Origin of the sequence: Paraburkholderia bengalensis (assembly GCF_037126505.1) — a bacterium.
Classification (GTDB): domain Bacteria; phylum Pseudomonadota; class Gammaproteobacteria; order Burkholderiales; family Burkholderiaceae; genus Paraburkholderia; species Paraburkholderia bengalensis.
Genome location: NZ_JACFYJ010000004.1, coordinates 62,288 through 78,966, shown reverse-complemented (window position 1 = coordinate 78,966; position 16,679 = coordinate 62,288). Strand labels below are relative to the sequence as shown.

General features: G+C 61.7%; 10 protein-coding genes. 4 read left to right on the top strand and 6 right to left on the bottom strand.

Going from position 1 to position 16,679, the window contains the following annotated elements:
* Window positions 1–383 precede the first annotated feature (383 nt).
* Entirely contained in the window at window positions 384–1,214 is an 831-nt protein-coding gene (locus tag H3V53_RS04015; protein ID WP_336596828.1) for an AraC family transcriptional regulator, read from the bottom strand.
* 410 nt (window positions 1,215–1,624) lie between these two features.
* Between H3V53_RS04015 and H3V53_RS04010 the strand changes: the two genes are divergently transcribed.
* From H3V53_RS04010 to H3V53_RS04000, 3 genes are all read left to right on the top strand, one after another.
* Entirely contained in the window at window positions 1,625–2,200 is a 576-nt protein-coding gene (locus H3V53_RS04010) for an HdeD family acid-resistance protein (RefSeq protein WP_336596827.1), read from the top strand.
* Between the two features lie 159 nt (window positions 2,201–2,359).
* Window positions 2,360–2,989, top strand: a complete 630-nt coding sequence (locus tag H3V53_RS04005; protein WP_336596826.1) for an Hsp20/alpha crystallin family protein — start codon at window positions 2,360–2,362, stop codon at window positions 2,987–2,989.
* 357 nt (window positions 2,990–3,346) lie between these two features.
* Window positions 3,347–6,181, top strand: a complete 2,835-nt coding sequence (locus H3V53_RS04000) for an ATP-dependent Clp protease ATP-binding subunit (protein ID WP_336596825.1) — start codon at window positions 3,347–3,349, stop codon at window positions 6,179–6,181.
* Between the two features lie 51 nt (window positions 6,182–6,232).
* Here the strand turns inward: H3V53_RS04000 and H3V53_RS03995 are convergent, their stop codons facing one another.
* The 5 genes from H3V53_RS03995 to H3V53_RS03975 form a co-directional block, all read right to left on the bottom strand.
* Window positions 6,233–6,505 carry a UBP-type zinc finger domain-containing protein gene (locus H3V53_RS03995; RefSeq protein WP_336596824.1) on the bottom strand — a complete coding sequence of 91 codons (273 nt, stop codon included), beginning with the start codon at window positions 6,503–6,505 and terminating at the stop codon, window positions 6,233–6,235.
* Window positions 6,506–6,562: 57 nt separating this feature from the next.
* Window positions 6,563–7,798, bottom strand: a complete 1,236-nt coding sequence (locus H3V53_RS03990; protein WP_336596823.1) for an NAD(P)/FAD-dependent oxidoreductase — start codon at window positions 7,796–7,798, stop codon at window positions 6,563–6,565.
* A 174-nt stretch (window positions 7,799–7,972) separates the two neighbouring features.
* Window positions 7,973–8,212, bottom strand: coding sequence for a DUF6566 family protein (locus H3V53_RS03985; RefSeq protein ID WP_054920233.1), 240 nt, complete (start codon window positions 8,210–8,212; stop codon window positions 7,973–7,975).
* Window positions 8,213–8,239: 27 nt separating this feature from the next.
* The gene (locus H3V53_RS03980) at window positions 8,240–8,482 is read right to left on the bottom strand and encodes a hypothetical protein (protein ID WP_336596822.1); all 243 of its coding nucleotides are present in this window, start codon (window positions 8,480–8,482) and stop codon (window positions 8,240–8,242) included.
* A gap of 549 nt (window positions 8,483–9,031) precedes the next feature.
* A complete protein-coding gene (locus tag H3V53_RS03975) occupies window positions 9,032–10,378 on the bottom strand; it encodes a PQQ-dependent sugar dehydrogenase (protein WP_336596821.1) in 1,347 nt (448 codons plus the stop codon).
* A gap of 238 nt (window positions 10,379–10,616) precedes the next feature.
* Between H3V53_RS03975 and H3V53_RS03970 the strand changes: the two genes are divergently transcribed.
* Window positions 10,617–16,583: an ATP-binding sensor histidine kinase gene (locus tag H3V53_RS03970; RefSeq protein WP_336596820.1), complete on the top strand. Its 5,967-nt coding sequence runs from the start codon at window positions 10,617–10,619 to the stop codon at window positions 16,581–16,583.
* Window positions 16,584–16,679: the final 96 nt, after the last annotated feature.

The window sequence follows — 16,679 nt, the reverse complement described above, 5'->3', positions numbered from 1 at the left end:
TGCTCCTTTTCTCAGGGAAATAAGCCGCGGCTCTTCCGCGGGAACATGATCGGATTCATGTTCAGCGCCGCGTACAAACCGGTCGTTGAAAATCTGACCGGGCCACTGACGCGACCACGATGACATCAACACTAGGTTCTTGCGGCTTGCACTTCTTCCTCTTTCCTGCAGGACGTGTCGGATCTCTGCCCTTCGAAGTGGCGCCTTGCTTGTCGAGGATGTGTCGAAGAAGAATAGGGGTGCCGTTTTGCCACCCGGCGTGCACCGGATGAGGCAATTGACTGATTGCGCCTTTACAATGCGCGTCGGTACGCGACCTGGTCGGTCGCGTGACATTCGGGAAGGACGGTTCGCGGCTTCACTCCCACTCTCCCCCAAAATGACTAGCTACCGCCGTTTCGATGGGCAAGCCGGAATGCGCGAGGCGTCACACCGGTATATCGATGAAACACGTCGGTGAAATGCTGCTGCGTCTGGAACCCCGCGCGCGCGCTCACCTCAACCAGGGGAAACGTCTGCTCGCACAGCAACGTCCTGGCAAACTTTACTCGTTCGAGTGTCACGTACAGATGGGGCGAGCTACCTGTCGTTGCTTTGAAAACGCGCGCGAAATTCGAAGCACTCATGTGCACCAGCACTGCGAGTTGCTCGACCAGAATGGTTTCGGCGATGTGCTCGTGAACGAAGACGTGAATGCGCGTCAGCATTTGACGCGTAAGTGGTGTGTCCGGCTCTGCCGCGCCAGCACCGCGCCCGTAGCGCAGGGCGATGTGCACCGAGATGACATCGGCAAAAGCGTCGGCGCAGGCAGCGTCGACGAGATCCGCGTTATGCAAAGCACCCAATGTATCCACGGCCTCGCGCAGGAACGGGTCCCAGGACGCAGACCATTTCGGCACGTCGCAATATGCCTCTTGCGAGACTTGCCCGAGGACGCCTGATGCAAGTGTGATAACCCATCCGTTGGGATCGCTGTCACCGATCGTGCCCAACGTTGCCCTGGCCGGAATAACTGCGGTAAATGGTGCGCCTATCTTGATGGAGCGACTCATTCCGAGGTCGTCGCAGCCTGTGGCATGCACGACGGTGGAACCTGTCGGTACAACAAGCCGAAATCCCGGCATCAAAGTCAGTCGCCCGTCGGTAATAGCGACATTCATCGGTTGGCAGCGCAATCCGTGAGCCGAGGTCGATCTTGTAGCCTGATTGGTCATGAGCAGGGCTCTGGTTGCTGCCTCGTCCTCAGCGAAAGCTTAGGCCCAAAACCAAAGCTGCTTAAGACGGATTCGTCATATGGGCAGGAGCGGCCCCACATCATTTGTGGGTCGCTGCTGAGCGATTTCGATGCGCAACGCGAACCACGCCCTATCGGCTTTGGCGCATTCAAACCTGCACGTCCTTTCAGAATGCATTCGACGTGCTGGCGCTCTCACACCGGAGAGCATGCAGCAAACGACGTGACTGCACTCGGTGAAGAAGTTCATGTTGGGACGCCTTGGGGCGAATCAGCCTCCTCACGAATGAACGCAGAATCGCGCAACACACGGCAGAAACGCGAAAGAATCGCCGATGCGTGAGGCCTAGACTGAACTTCATCATCGCCTGACGTATAGACGGAGTCCTCATGGATGAACTACTTGGGCGCGCTTGGTGGATGCTCATTCTGCGCGGCACCGTAGCGCTGCTGTTCGGCACACTGGCGTTATTCTGGCCCGGTCTTACTCTTCTCCTGCTCATCACCTTCTTTAGCGCTTACGCAATCGCCAGCGGCCTTGTCGCCATTGTCGCCGCCGTCCGCTACCGCGCGACACATGGCGGCTGGTGGGTGCCCTTGCTGCTCGGCATCTGCAGTGTCGCCGCCGGCGTAATAGCCGCGTTGGTGCCGGGCATTACCGCGCTCGTGCTGGTCGCCGTAATCGGCGCAAACGCGATTGTCACCGGCGTATTCGATCTGATCGCAGCAACGCGGCTGCACCGGCGCGTGCGCAATGCGTGGATGCTGGTGGTGACAGGCGTGTTGTCGGTGCTTTTCGGCATCTTCGTGTTGGTCTTTCCGGGCGCCGGCGCACTGGCGCTCGTCTGGCTGATCGGCGTGTATGCGTTGTTTACGGGCGCGTTGCTGCTCGTACTTGGCATCACTGCGCGTGCCTGGCACCACGACGGTCTGACCGGCGAGCCACACGCACCGTTGCATCCGTGAACGCATCGGTCACGGGCATTCGTGTGTCAGACCGTCAAACCTGCGAGCGATGCCGCGCGGGCCGCGCGTTGGCATCAGGAGACCGAATGGACCTCCCGTCATCGCCCGTGGTCCAGCCTCGAACCGTGGCACTGGCGAACCTCACGTAAGGAGAATCGTATGGCTCTGGATCTCGACAAATGGAATCCGTTCCGGTTTTTACGTTCACACGTGCAAAAAGGCGCATCCGACCACGCGGGTGCGCCGCGCACCGGTCAGCAAAGCACCCGGCAGGACGCGCAACAGACTGGCACGCAAACGGGTAACGTGACGCCGATGAACGCGGGTGCCGCGTCGGCATCGCTCGCGACTCCCAACTGGCCGCTGCCCGATCCGATTCATCTTTTCGCCGAATTGATCCGCGATCCGTTCGGAGGGCGCGGACCGCTCGGAAGCTGGTTCGGCGACTTCAGCGCGAGCGAGTTTCAACCGCGAATCGACGTCACCGATGAAGGCGACGCACTGCGTATCGTCGCTGAATTGCCGGGCATGACGCGCGACGACGTCGAACTCGAAGTCGTAGACGACATGCTGATCGTGAGCGGCGACAAGCGCTTCGAATCGTCTAGCGAAGAGCAGGGATGCTATCGGGTCGAGCGGTCGTTCGGACATTTTCAGCGCGCGGTCCCGCTGCCCGCGGGCGTCGATCTCGACCGGGCAGAGGCCCGATTTGAAAACGGCGTGCTGACGCTGCGCGTCCCCAAAGCGGCCGGAGAACCGGCAGCGAAGCGGCGCATCGAGATCAAGTGACACCATGCGTCAGCGATGGAACTGGTCAGTTTGCGGGCGCTGACGGCCGCGCCCGGACTTACATTCGAAGAACCCGGACGGCAACGGCTGGAGCCTCATATCGAGCACTCGAGCATCCCGAGCATATCAATCGGAGCGAGCACGCTGCACTACCTGCTGCGGTTGGCACTGCGCGATGAATCGATGTGCCGGCCAACGCGACAAAGGACGATGGGATTCGCGTGAATCGTTTCGAATGCAGCGCGAACCCAGCACGCAAACCAGGCGGAATTAGCAGCGAAACAGATATTTTCCACCCACCCACCAACCACCGCCCGCGCGGGAAGCGATGTCCGCACGGACGAAAAGGAGATCATCATGGCCGAGTGTAGCGTTTGTGGAAGACCCGCAACCTCGCAGATCACGATCACCGAAAACGGTCAACGCCGCCAGCTGATGCTGTGCGATGAGCACTACATGGAGTTCATGGCGCGCAATCAGCGCCACCTTTCGCCGCTCGAGTCCCTCTTTCATGGCGGACTGTTCGACAGTCTGTTCGACGACATGTGGCCGCAGAGAGAAAGCGGCCGCGGTACCCGGTTCATCGGACCCTCGAGCGGACAATCCGGCGGCGCGGATCAGGGTACCGCCGCCGGCAGCGGGCAAATGCGCGAGTCAGCGGGCGCACAACAAGGCGGCCGCACACGCCGGCATCGCCGGGCGCGTGAAGCGGTGGACCTGCAGACGTACCTGAGCCAGAGCGGTCTGGATCGCCTGCAAGCCGCAGCGCAAGCCGCGGTCGAATATGGCAAGAACGAAGTCGATACAGAACACCTGTTGCTGGCGCTTGCCGATAACAATGTGGTGCAGGAGATCCTGCGCGAATTCAAGCTTGATCCCGAAGAGATCAAGAAGACCATCGACCAGACCGCGCCGCGCGGCACCCGCAAGGAGCCGGGCGACAACGAGCAGATCGGCGTGTCGCCGCGCGCCAAGAGTGCGCTGGAAAATGCGTTGAGGTCGTCGCTGGAACTGGGTCACAGCTATGTCGGACCAGAGCACATTCTGATTGGACTCGTCGAGGAAGAAGACGGCTTTGCAGGTGAATTGCTGCGCAAGCTCGGGCTGTCGCCACAATCGATGCGGCAAAAAGCAGTCAAGGTGGTCGGCAAGGGTGCCGAAGACGGCAAGATGGAAGACCGCTCCACCACGCCCACGCTCGACAAGTACGCGCGCGATCTCAGCGCGCTTGCGCGTCAAGGCAAGCTCGATCCCGTGATCGGCCGTGACAAGGAAATCGAAACTACCATTGAAGTGCTCGCGCGGCGGCGCAAGAACAATCCGGTGCTGATCGGCGAACCCGGTGTGGGTAAGACCGCGATCGTAGAAGGTCTGGCGCAACGCATTGCTCAGGACCAGGTGCCGGAAGTGCTGCGCGGCAAGCGTGTGGTCGAACTGAATATCAATAGCGTCGTGGCTGGCGCGAAGTATCGCGGCGAGTTCGAGGAGCGCGTCAAGCAGGTACTGGATGAGATCATCGAGAACCAGGACCGTCTGGTTGTATTTATCGACGAACTGCATACGATTGTCGGAGCCGGTCAGGGCGGCGGCGAAGGCGGCCTCGATATCGGCAATGTTTTCAAGCCAGCGCTCGCTCGCGGTGAGTTGCACCTCGTGGGCGCGACCACATTGAACGAATACCAGAAGTACATAGAAAAGGACTCGGCCTTGGAACGGCGCTTTCAGCCCGTGATGGTGCCAGAGCCCAGCGTCGAGGAAACGATCGAGATCCTGCGTGGTCTGCGTGACCGGCTCGAAGCACATCACAAGGTGAAAATTACCGAAGAGGCGATTGCTGCAGCGGCAAGGCTCTCGGACCGCTACATCGCCGCACGCTTTCTGCCGGACAAGGCAATCGACTTGCTCGATCAGGCCGCCGCCCGCGTGCGCATTTCGTCGAATTCGCGTCCGCAGCCATTGCACGATATCGAGGCGAGCATCCGCCGCATCAAGCAGGAACAGGCCGCGGCCAGCGTTGCAAAGCAATTCGATAAGGCGAAGGAGCTGGAAGAACAGCTCCTCGCGGAACAGAAGCGCCTGCATGAAGCCACCGAAACATGGAAGAAGGAGCGCGGCACCAGTTCGCAGGAAGTGACGGCGGAAGACATTGCGCAGATCGTTTCGTCGCTCACGGGCGTACCGGTATCGGAACTCACGGCCGAGGACCGTGAGAAGCTGTTGCGACTGGAAGATCATCTGAAGGAACGCGTAGTCGGGCAGGATGAAGCCGTCTCAGCGGTGGCCAAGGCGGTGCGGCTTTCGCGCGCCGGTTTGACAGAGGGCGGCAAGCCGACTGCAAGCTTCCTCTTCCTTGGGCCTACGGGCGTGGGTAAAACCGAACTCGCGAAGGCGCTAGCCGCATCGGTGTTCGGCGACGAGAACGCGCTGGTGCGCATCGACATGAGCGAATATTCCGAGCGTCACACGGTGGCGCGGCTGGTTGGCGCGCCGCCCGGATACGTCGGCTACGAGGAAGGCGGGCAACTCACCGAGCGCGTGCGGCGCAGGCCATATTGCGTTGTGTTGCTCGATGAAATCGAAAAGGCGAACTCGGAGGTGCACAACCTCCTGCTGCAACTGTTCGACGAAGGGCGGCTCACCGACGGCAAGGGACGTCTGGTGGATTTCACCAACACGATCATCATCGCGACCAGCAATATCGGCTCGCAACTGATCCAGGACAACATGAAGGCCGACTCGAAGCAACTCGACTACCCTGAACTGCGCGACCGGTTGATGGAAATGCTGCGGCATCATTTCAGGCCCGAGTTCTTGAACCGCGTCGATGAGGTCGTCGTATTCCATGCGCTCGGCAAAGAGCAGATTCGCCGTATCGTCGACCTGCAACTTGCTCGCGTACGGCGTACGGCGCTCGCCCAAAACATCGATCTGTCGTTCGACGACGCGTTGCGCGATCATCTTGCGCAAATCGGCTATGACCCCGAGTTCGGCGCGCGGATGCTCAAACGCAAGATCCGTCTTGAAGTGGAATCGCAACTCGCCGACGCGCTGCTGCGAGGCGACGTGCGCGATGGCGACAAGGTCACTCTGACGTACGACTCGGGTTCACGCTCTGTGCGTGTGCAGAAAGGCGCCTCGCCCGCAGAAGCGCGCAGCGACGCGTCAGAGCAGGCAGCACCGGCACATGCATGACCTGGCGTGATTGAGAATGCGACGCCGCCCGCCCGTGCGGGGGCGTCGTCCTCACGATTCGAGTTCGCCTGCCACGACCTCGTCGCGATAGCACCAGATCCACGTTTCGCCGGGTTCGATTGAACGTACGAGCGGATGACCGGTCGCGTGAAAATGCCTGCTTGCATGCCGGTTGGGCGACGAATCGCAGCAGCCGACGTGTCCGCAAGACAGGCAAAGCCGCAAATGTACCCACGGCTGGTTGAGCTTCACGCACTCCTCGCAATAGTCGATGGACGTGTGGAGAATGCGGGCTTCGCCCAGATGCGTGCAACCGGAGGTCATGATCGTGCTCCTCGGACAGGTATGCGCAGACGCGCGGGATCAAGGTTGCGCTCGTGCTCAACTGCTATTCAGGTAGCGATGCACCAGTGCCACGGCCATTGCCCCCTCGCCGACTGCCGACGCCACGCGCTTGATCGATGCATGACGGACGTCGCCCGCCGCGAATACGCCGGGCATACTCGTTTCCAGATGAAGCGGCGCGCGTTCGAGAGGCCAATTCAGGTTCGCCCGATATTCCTGCAGGTCGGGACCGGTTACGAGGTAGCCGGCTTCATCGCGAACGATGCCGACCTCCTGCGCCCATTGCGTCTGCGGCACGCCGCCAATGCAGACGAATAGCCAATTCGTTCTCACCGTGCGGGCTTGGGCGGTTCGGACATCGGTCAGCGTGATCTCCTGCAACGCGTCGCCGCCAGCGAGCGCAGTCACTTCGGTGCACGTGCACACTTCAATGTTCGACGCCGATGTGATGCGATCCACCAGGTAGTGTGACAACGTGTTCTTGAGCGATGCGTCGCGCACGAGCATATAGACGCGGTTGGCAGACTGCGAAAAGTGCATGGCGGCCTGTCCCGCTGAATTGCCGCCGCCCACGACATATACGTCTTCGCCATGGATCAGCGCAGCCTCACTGGCGCCAGCGCCGTAATAAAGGCCAGCGCCGAGAAAGCGCTCTTCACCTGCCAGGCCTAGCGTGCGATATGCCACGCCCGTCGCGCAGATACACGTACGCGCTGTAATACGCGTGCCGTCTTCCAGATACACGATGCCCTGGCCCGGCGGGAACTCCGCGTGCACGCCGGCGCGCGCCAACAGGATTTCGGCGCCGAACTTGACGGCCTGTTCGTGTGCCCGTTCAGCGAGCTGCGCGCCGCTCACGCCTTGTGGGAAGCCGAGATAGTTCTCGATCTTCGAACTGCTGCCTGCCTGGCCGCCCAATGCCCAGCGCTCCACCAGGACGGTATGCAGTCCTTCCGATGCACCGTACACCGCGGCGCTCAATCCCGCCGGTCCTGCGCCGTAGATCGCGAGATCGTAAGCTTCACGGGATGGACTCGAAAACCAGCCGAGCTTCTCGGTGATTTGCCGGATGGTCGGACATTCGAGCCGCGTTCCGTCGTGGAAAACGCACACGGGCAGGCGCGAGTCGGAAAGATGCTGCACGTGCGCCAATTCCTCCGCTTCCTTATCGCTGCCCAGTTCGATCCATTCGAATGGTATGTCGGAGCGATGCAGGAAGTCGCGTATCGCGTAGCCATGTGCGCTGCGCATGCGTCCATAGATCCTGACCATGAATATGCTATCCACCTTTGAGGACGTCACGACCTTGTTTGTTTGTCTCGCGCTTCACGCGCGGGCGGCCGCTCCAAAATAATGGCGGCACGTATTCCTGCACCGTAAGTGAATTGGAATTTGGCGTCTTTCGAGAAACTGCCGGTTTTTGCTGGTTTTCGCTGATGGGTTGCATCACATCGGGTTGTGTGACTCTTCCAGCTTGTGATCGACAAAACGCGTGCCCCATTCGATGCCGTCGCGGACTGCCTCGTCCTGCGTAAGCCATTCCGGCTGAACCGTCTCCGGACGGAATTCGACGACGGGGCTATCGGCACGGCGCACACTCACCTTCGCCTGCCACGCGCCATATGCATTCTGCTCCGGCTGTACCGCGATCTCGTAGCCTCGATGCTCAAACACGTGCGTGCCCATGAGTGGCTCCCGTTTCGTATCGACGCGTCAATCTGGCAGCACGAACTCGGTGCGCATGTCTTCGATCACCTTGTGAACATGATGTGCGCAATCCGCGCCGAGATCGTTGAGCGGCACCAAGTTCCAGTTGCGCCCGGATGCGTCGGGCGGGTGCCGCTCCGGTAGCGGGATGCGTACCCGCAAAGCGCCCGGCACATCAGCGGCGATTCTTGCTACGCGATTCTGCAGTTCGTCGCGAATCTGCTCAGCGGTTCGAACAGTCTTCGGCATCGGTTTGCCTCCCTCGATCGTACGTCCCAATCGTGACTGAATAGCGCATACCTGCATCCTGCGTGAGCATGCACCGACGATGCTTTAAGTCTAGTCGCTAATCCGGGGATGTACGGATTAGCGCTCCGTGATGTGGACTGCATCGTGGGAAATCGCGTGCGGTCTTGTCCGGGAATTCATGCGTAAAGCAGGATTAGCAACATGAGAGCAATTCGAAAGAACCGCTCATATCGTTGCATCATCGTGACGCAAGGAAGTCGAAGTAATCCATCCGCAATCTGTGCGTCGAAGGGCGATCACGGCCTCAGCGATACCCTGTTGCATCGCTACAGAGTCTGGCGGCCCCGGGTAGCGATGCCGATGATCGCCTGCTACGGATATCGTTTGACGTGACTAATGCCGCTGAGTTGGAGAGCGCTGTCGAAGCGGCGCATCGGAATTCGGAGTCGTCGACGTGCTCGTGAACAATGCGATGTTCGTTCAAGCGCCTCTATCGGCACCGTCATCTCGCGTCCGCCCGAGTTTCCGGGCAAAGCGTCCAGGCATGCGTCATTTGCCTGCCGGCGCGATATCGGCCGATTCGACGTTGTTGCGCGGCGCGACTCGCCATACCGCGTTACCGACGTCGTCAGCCACGAGCAAGGCCCCGTGCGCGTCCAGCGCCACGCCAACAGGTCGACCGACGGCGTGGCCGTCTGCCGTCAGAAAGCCGCTCAGGAAATCCTCCGGTACGCCAGCGGGTTTTCCATTCGCAAATGGCACGAACACCACTTTGTAGCCGGTACGGGGTTTCCGGTTCCATGATCCATGCTGGCCGATAAATGCGCCTCCGCGATAACGAGGCGGGAACAGCGTGCGATCGTAAAACACCAGACCTAGCGAAGCCGTATGATTGCCGAGCGCATAGTCAGGCGCAATGGCCTTTGCGACCCTATCCGGGCGTTGCGGTTTGACGCGGGTGTCGATGTGCTGGCCGTAATAGCTGTATGGAAAGCCGTAGAACGCCCCGTCTTTTACTGCTGTCATGTAGTCGGGAACGAGGTTGTTACCGAGATCGTCGCGTTCGTTGACTGCTGTCCACAATGCGCCGCTATCCGGTTGCCACGAGAGGCCATTGGGGTTGCGCAGACCTGTCGCGTAGGTCCGCAAGCGTCCATTGTCCACGTCGAACTCGAGGATTCGCGCTCGGCCTTCTTCGGCGTCGATTCCATTTTCCGCGGCGTTGCTGTTCGATCCCACCGTGATGTACAGATGCTTGCCGGAGCGATCGGCGACGATATTCTTGGTCCAGTGATGATTGATCGGCCCGGCAGGCAAATCGGCAACCTTGACGCCTGGGCTTGTAATCTCGGTTGCGCCTGTCACATAGTCGAAACGCAGCAGAGCGTCCGTATCGGCAACATAGAGTTGATTGCCAATGAGCGCCATTCCGAACGGCGAGTGCAGGTGGCGCAGAAACACCGTCTGCATCCTCGCGACGCCGCTGCCGTCCGCGTCGCGCAACAGCACGATGCGATCGGGGCTCGGCACACCGGCGCCTGCGCGCTTCATGACCTGTTTTCTGACCCAGCCGAACAGACCACTGCCTTCATCGTGTTCGCTTGGCGCGTCGCTTTCCGCTGCCAGTACATCGCCATTGGGCAGCGTATAAAGCCAGCGCGGGTGCGCGAGGCCACCGGCAAACTCGGTAACGGCAAAGCCGGCCGGAGCGGTGGGCATAAAACCGTCGGGGCGGCGCTGAACGGGCGCGATGTTGACCATCGGAATCAACGACGATTCCGGAGCCGGCAAGGCGGGCGACGTGCCGAAGCCCGCATCGCTCGAACCTGATGGTCCGATCGCGCAGGCGGCCAGCGGCAAAACCATTAAGACGGCCAGACGGTTTAGCAGGCGCATGTGAGTGCCGAGCGATGAGCGTTGATTGCCGATGCATGGGAGATAGCAAGAACCCGGCCCGTGGCGCGGTCGGCTTCAAGCGGTGCAAGAGATGCGGGCGCCCGAATCCCCATCCGACAACATGCAAAACACACGCATATTTACCGAGTACTGCTGACCGGCCGGACGGTTCCTCCCATGGCCCCGAAATCTGAAATCGAGCAAAATCGTGTCCAGAGATCGGGACAGGGGAGTCAACGTGGATCTCAGCGGGTATGAGCTGCAGTCACTACGCGAAGATGCCGATTCGTCGCTGTATCGTGCGCGACGGCGGGGCGACGCTGCCTCGGTGCTGGCGCTGATCGCCACGCGAGCCTCGTCCCGCCTCGTCGCTCGCCTCGAACACGAGCACGCGCTTGCATCGACGCTCGATCCCGCGTGGGCCGCGCGCCCGCTCGCACTCGATCTGCGCAACGAGTCAGCCACGCTGATTCTCGCCGATGCCGGCGGCACGCCGCTGCATCGCAAGCTGGGCCGCCCGCTCGAACTGGGACGTTTTCTGCGCATTGCGGTCGGTCTTGCAAGCGCGGTTCGGCACGTACATCAAAGCGGTCTCGTGCACAAGGACATCAAACCGGCGAACGTGCTCGTCGATGGCAACGACCAGGTGCGGCTCACCGGCTTCGGTATCGCGTCGCTTCTTCCGCTCGAGCATCAGCCGCCGACGCCGCCTGAAGTCGTCGCGGGCACCTTCGCTTACATGGCGCCCGAGCAGACGGGCCGGATGAACCGCTCGATCGACACGCGCAGCGACCTCTATTCACTGGGCGTCACGCTCTACGAAATGCTCACTGGGACGCTACCGTTCATGGCCTCGGACCCGATGGAATGGATTCACTGTCATATCGCGCGCATGCCGCCGCCGCCCCGCGAGCGCGTCCGCGCTGTGCCTGAGCCCGTCGAACGCCTGATCCTCAAGCTGATGGCGAAGACGGCGGAGGAGCGCTATCAGACGGCGGCGGGCGTCGAAGCCGATCTGCGCTCGTGTCTGGCGGCGTGGACCGTGCATCGGCGTATCGAGCCGTTCGAGCTGGGCGCACACGATGTATCCGACCGGCTGCTCATCCCCGAAAAGCTGTATGGGCGCGAGGCGCAGATCGAAAGCCTGGTTGCCGCGTTCGACCGCATCGTGGCGGGCGGCACGACGGAACTCGTGCTGATCGCGGGCTACGCGGGCATCGGCAAATCGTCGGTCGTCAACGAGTTGCACAAGGTGCTGGTGCCGCCGCGCGGGCTCTTTGCGGCAGGCAAGTTCGACCAGTACAAGCGCGACATTCCGTATGTCACGTTCGCGCAGGCATTCCAGTGGCTCGTGCGCGACCTGCTGAGCAAGAGCGACGACGAAGTCGAGCCGTGGCGCCGCGCGCTCGTCGAAGCGCTCGCACCGAATGGTCAGATCATCGTCAATCTGATTCCCGAGCTTGCGCTCATCATCGGCGAACAGCCGCCTGTGCCCAACCTGCCGCCGAAAGATGCGCAGAACCTGTTCCATTTCGTGTTCCGCCGCTTTCTCGGCGTGTTCGCGCGGCCCGAGCATCCGCTCGCGCTCTTCATCGATGATCTGCAATGGCTCGACACGGCCACGCTCGAACTGCTCGAACATCTCGTCACGCATCCCGACGTGCGGCACGTGCTGCTGGTGGGCGCTTACCGTGACAACGAGGTCGGCGCATCGCATCCGCTCACGCACACGCTCGAATCGATTCGCGACGCACAAGGCAAAGTGCAGCAATTCACGCTCGCGCCGCTGTTGCCCGAAAGCGTGACGCAACTCGTGGCCGATTCGCTTCACTGCGACAGCGCAACTGCTTCGCCGCTCGCGCAGCTCGTGCACGAGAAGACGGGCGGCAATCCATTTTTCACGATCCAGTTTCTGACCACTTTGCACGATGAAGAACTGCTCCGCTTCGATCACGGCAGCGCGGCGTGGCGTTGGGACCTGCCTCGTATTCGCGCGAAGGGCTTCACGGACAACGTCGCCGATCTGATGGCGGCAAAGCTGGGCCGGCTGCCGGTGCCGACGCGCGAGGCGTTGGGGCAGCTCGCGTGTCTGGGCAACGTCGCCGATGTCACGGCGCTGACGTGGGTGCAGGACGGCACGGAAGAAACGACGAACGCAAGCCTGTGGGAAGCCGTGCGTGCCGGGCTGGTGTTTCGCGTGGGGCACACCTATGTGTTCGCGCACGACCGCGTGCAGGAAGCCGCGTATGCATTGATACCGCGCGGCGAACGCGCGGCCGCGCATCTGCGGATCGGGCGCGCGCTCGCCTCGCGAATGGCGCCCGAGGCACGCGAAGAGATGATCTTCGACATCGTCAATCATCTCAATCGCGGCGCCGCATTGATCACGAGCGCGGCGGAGCGCGCGCAGACCGTGGCGCTGAATCTCATCGCGGGCAAGCGCGCAATGAATTCAACGGCCTACGCTTCGGCGCGCAGCTATCTCGAGCAGGCAGTCGCGCTGCTGCCCGCCGACGCGTGGACACAATCATATGAAAGCACGCTGGAGCTGTATCTTGCGTTTTCGGAGTGCGAGTATCTGGTCGGCGATTTCGCGAAGGCCGATATGCTGGCCGACATGATTCTCGACAAGGCGCGCTCCAATCTCGACCGCTCCAGGGTGTTCAGTTTGCGCATGGAGTTGTACCAGCTCGCGGGGAAATACGACGAGAGCTTTGGGGTTGCGCTCGCCGCGTTGCGCGACTTCGGCATCGTGTTTCCCGATAACGATCAGGGCGTTCAGATGGCTGTCGCCAACGCGTTGAGGGAGATTCCCGTCAATCAGGCCGGGCGCCCCATACACGCGCTGGTCGACGCGCCTGTCGCCGACGACCCGGCGAATCGCGCGATCATCAACCTGCTGGTCGAAGCGATGCCTTGTGCGTTCGCGGCGCGTCCCGTGTTTTATCCGCTGTTCACGCTGACGGCTGTCAATCTTTCGCTGCTGTACGGCAATACGGATTACTCGAGTTTCGCGTACGGCAATTTCGCGTTGTTCCTCGTCTCGCGCGTCGCCGACATTCCCGCTGCCGTGCAGTTTTCCGAAATGTCGCTGCGGCTGAACGACAAGTTCGGCAACCGGCGTCTGTATGGCAAGCTGCTGCATCTGTATTGCAGTCATGTCAATTTCTGGCGATGCCACATATCGGCGAATCTGCCCGTTTTCGAACGCGCGACAACGGCATGCATGGAAGTCGGCGACCTGGTGTTCGCGGGCAACCTCGCGTTCAACGCGGTGTGGCAAATGATCGAGAAAGGCGAAACGCTCGAAGACGTGCAGACGCATTCGGCGCGTTACGCGACGCTCATGCAGGAGAGCCACAACGACGCCGTTCACGAGACGATCCGTATCGAACGGCAATTCGTGGCAAGCCTGCAAGGCAAGACGGCGCAGACGCTGCAGCTGAACGACGAGACATTCGACGAAGCCGCGTGTTGCGAGGCCATCATCCGGTCGAACTGGGGCTGCGGGATCGGCGTCTACCGGATCATCAAGCTGATGCTCGCCTACATCGACTGCCGCTATGCGGACGCGCTGCATGCAGCGGCGCAAGCCGAGGCCGTCATCAGTTCCGTGATGGCGCTGTCCATCGAACCGACGTTTCACTTCTTCCATGTGCTCACGTTGACCGCGCTCTATCCGGACGCGTCCGCGCAACAGCAGCAGGCGTTCCGCGCCATACTCGATGCGAAGCTGCCGAAGTTCGAGATGTGGGCCACGCATGGCCCCGAAAACTACGGCAACCGCCTCGCACTCGTGCGCGCGGAACTCGCGCGCATCGAAGGCCGCGACGCAGAAGCCATGCGGCACTACGAAGAAGCGATACGCTCGGCGCGCGAGCATGGGTTCATCCAGAATCAGGCGATGGCGCACGAACTTGCCGCGCGTTTTCACGCGTCGCGCGGGCTCGCGTCGCTGGCTGAGAACGGGTTGATGATGGCACGCGCGTGTTATGAACGCTGGGGCGCCGAAGGCAAGCTGCGTCAACTGGAACGTCTCTACCCGCGCTTCGCACGACGATCCGCGCATCAGCCGACGAATCAGGACGGCACGGTGGCGACCTCGGTCGAGCATCTCGATCTTGCGACCGTCGTCAAGGTGTCGCAGTCTATCTTCAGCGGCGTCGATCTGAAGGAGCTGGTGCACACGCTGATGGTGCTCGCGCTCGAACACGCGGGCGCGAACCGGGGTTTGCTGATGCTCGCGCGCGGCGACGATCTGCTGATCGAAGCCGAGGCATCGACGGCGCACACGGCGGTCGATGTGCGGCTGCCGAGAGCGCGCACGACGGCCGGGCAATTGCCGGAGTCGGTGCTGCGCTATGTGGTTCGCACGCGCGACCTGCTGCTGCTCGACGATGCCGCGACGCAAAGCCCCTTTTCGAAAGACGAATATGTGGTCCGTCACGGGTGTCATTCGATTCTCTGCTTGCCGCTCGTCAAGCAGACCAAGCTGATCGGCGTGCTGTATCTGGAGAACAATCTCGCCTCCGATGTGTTCACGCCTGAGCGAACGGCCGTGCTGCGGCTGCTCGCCTCGCAGGCCGCGATGTCGCTCGAAACCGCGCGCCTGTATGCGGACTTGCGCAACGCGGAAGCGCTGCTCGCCGACGCGCAGCGACTGAGCAATACGGGCAGCTTCGACTGGCATGTGTCAGTCGGGCGTTTCTTCTGCTCGAAAGAGAGCTTTCGCATCTTCGGCCATGAAGCCGACAGCACGCCGACCATCGATATGCTGTTCGGCCGCGTCCATCCGAACGACGCGATGTTCGTGCGGCTCACCTTCGATCGTGCGACACGCGACCGTCAGGCGTTCGATATCGAACACCGGCTGCTGATGCCGGACGGTTCCGTGCGTCATGTGCAGATCATCGCGCATGTCGTTGCCGACGAGCACGATCAGTTGCGCGTGCTGGGCGCCGTCAAGGACATCACGTTGCGCAAGGAGGCGCACGCGGCGCTCGAACGCAGCGAGCAGCGGTATCGCAGCGTGTTCTTCGACGTGCCCGTCGGACTGTGGCAAACGGAGGCGCAGCCGCTGATCGATCTGCTGACGGATCTGCGCCGGCAGGGCGTCGAAAACCTGTCGGAGTACATCGACGCTCACCCAGGCTGGCTCGACGATGCGATGAAGCTGCTGATCGTCGAAGAGGTCAATCACCACGCGGCGCAAATGTTCGGCGCGAAAGACCGGCGCGCGTTGCTCGGCCCTGTGCCGTGGGTGTGGCGCGAAAGTCCCGGCACGTTCCGGCGCGCGCTCGAAAGCCGCTATAACGGCGAAACCACGTTTCAGGAGTCGACGAAGCTGCCCACGCTCGACGGACGGATCATCGACGTGCTGTTCACGGTCGCGCGTCCGAGTTCGAGCGAGGACATGGGCATCGCGCTGATCAGCCTCGTCGATCTGACCGAACGCGTGCGCGCCGAAGACATGCTGCAGCGTCTGCAGGCGGATTTCGCTCACGCGGCGCGCATCTCGATGCTCGGCGAACTCGCGGCGTCGCTGGCTCACGAACTCAAACAGCCGCTGTCCGCGATCGAAATGAACAGCGCGGTCGGCAACCGCTGGCTCGATCGCGCGCTGCCCGACGTGCACGAGGCGCGTCTGATCAATGAACGTATTGCAGCGGATTCGCGGCGCGCGGTGGAAATCGTCGAGCGGATTCGCGCGATGGCATTGCGACGCGGACCGAAGCGTGCCGTCGCGCAACTCGATGAATTGATCGATGAGGCGCTCGTGTTCCTGCGACCCGAAGTGCAGTCGCGCGGCGTCACGGTGATGCGTCAACGCGCGCCTGTCGCGCCCGTGGTGTTCGGCGACCGGGTGCAGTTGCAGCAGGTCATCGTGAATCTGCTCGTCAATGCGATACAGGCGATGGAGCAGGCGGGCAGCACCGAGCGCATCATCACGATACGCACGGAAACGCCCGATGCGAAACGTGTCCATTGCGCGACGGAAGACAGCGGGCCGGGCATCGCGCCCGAAGACCTGCCGCGTCTGTTCCAGAGCTTTTACACGACGAAGGAAAGCGGCATGGGCATGGGCCTGCCGATCTGCCGCTCGATCATCGATGCGCACGACGGCTGGATCACCGCCGATAATGCGTCGCGGCACGGCGGCGCGCGCTTCTATTTCACGTTGCCGTCGGCGGCGGCGATGCGGTGAATGCGCAACGATGCAAGCGTCGGGCGGCGATGTCTGGGGGGCGCGCCGATTCTTCAGCATTTCCGATGACATGATCCAGATTTGCCGATTCACGTC

Coding starts and splice junctions, on each gene's coding strand:
- H3V53_RS03995 (WP_336596824.1), bottom strand. CDS start 6,505: ATGACCTCCGGTTGCACGCATCTGGGCGAAGCCCGCATTCTCCACACG.
- H3V53_RS03990 (WP_336596823.1), bottom strand. CDS start 7,798: ATGGTCAGGATCTATGGACGCATGCGCAGCGCACATGGCTACGCGATA.
- H3V53_RS04005 (WP_336596826.1), top strand. CDS start 2,360: ATGGCTCTGGATCTCGACAAATGGAATCCGTTCCGGTTTTTACGTTCA.
- H3V53_RS04015 (WP_336596828.1), bottom strand. CDS start 1,214: ATGACCAATCAGGCTACAAGATCGACCTCGGCTCACGGATTGCGCTGC.
- H3V53_RS03980 (WP_336596822.1), bottom strand. CDS start 8,482: ATGCCGAAGACTGTTCGAACCGCTGAGCAGATTCGCGACGAACTGCAG.
- H3V53_RS03975 (WP_336596821.1), bottom strand. CDS start 10,378: ATGCGCCTGCTAAACCGTCTGGCCGTCTTAATGGTTTTGCCGCTGGCC.
- H3V53_RS03985 (WP_054920233.1), bottom strand. CDS start 8,212: ATGGGCACGCACGTGTTTGAGCATCGAGGCTACGAGATCGCGGTACAG.
- H3V53_RS04010 (WP_336596827.1), top strand. CDS start 1,625: ATGGATGAACTACTTGGGCGCGCTTGGTGGATGCTCATTCTGCGCGGC.
- H3V53_RS04000 (WP_336596825.1), top strand. CDS start 3,347: ATGGCCGAGTGTAGCGTTTGTGGAAGACCCGCAACCTCGCAGATCACG.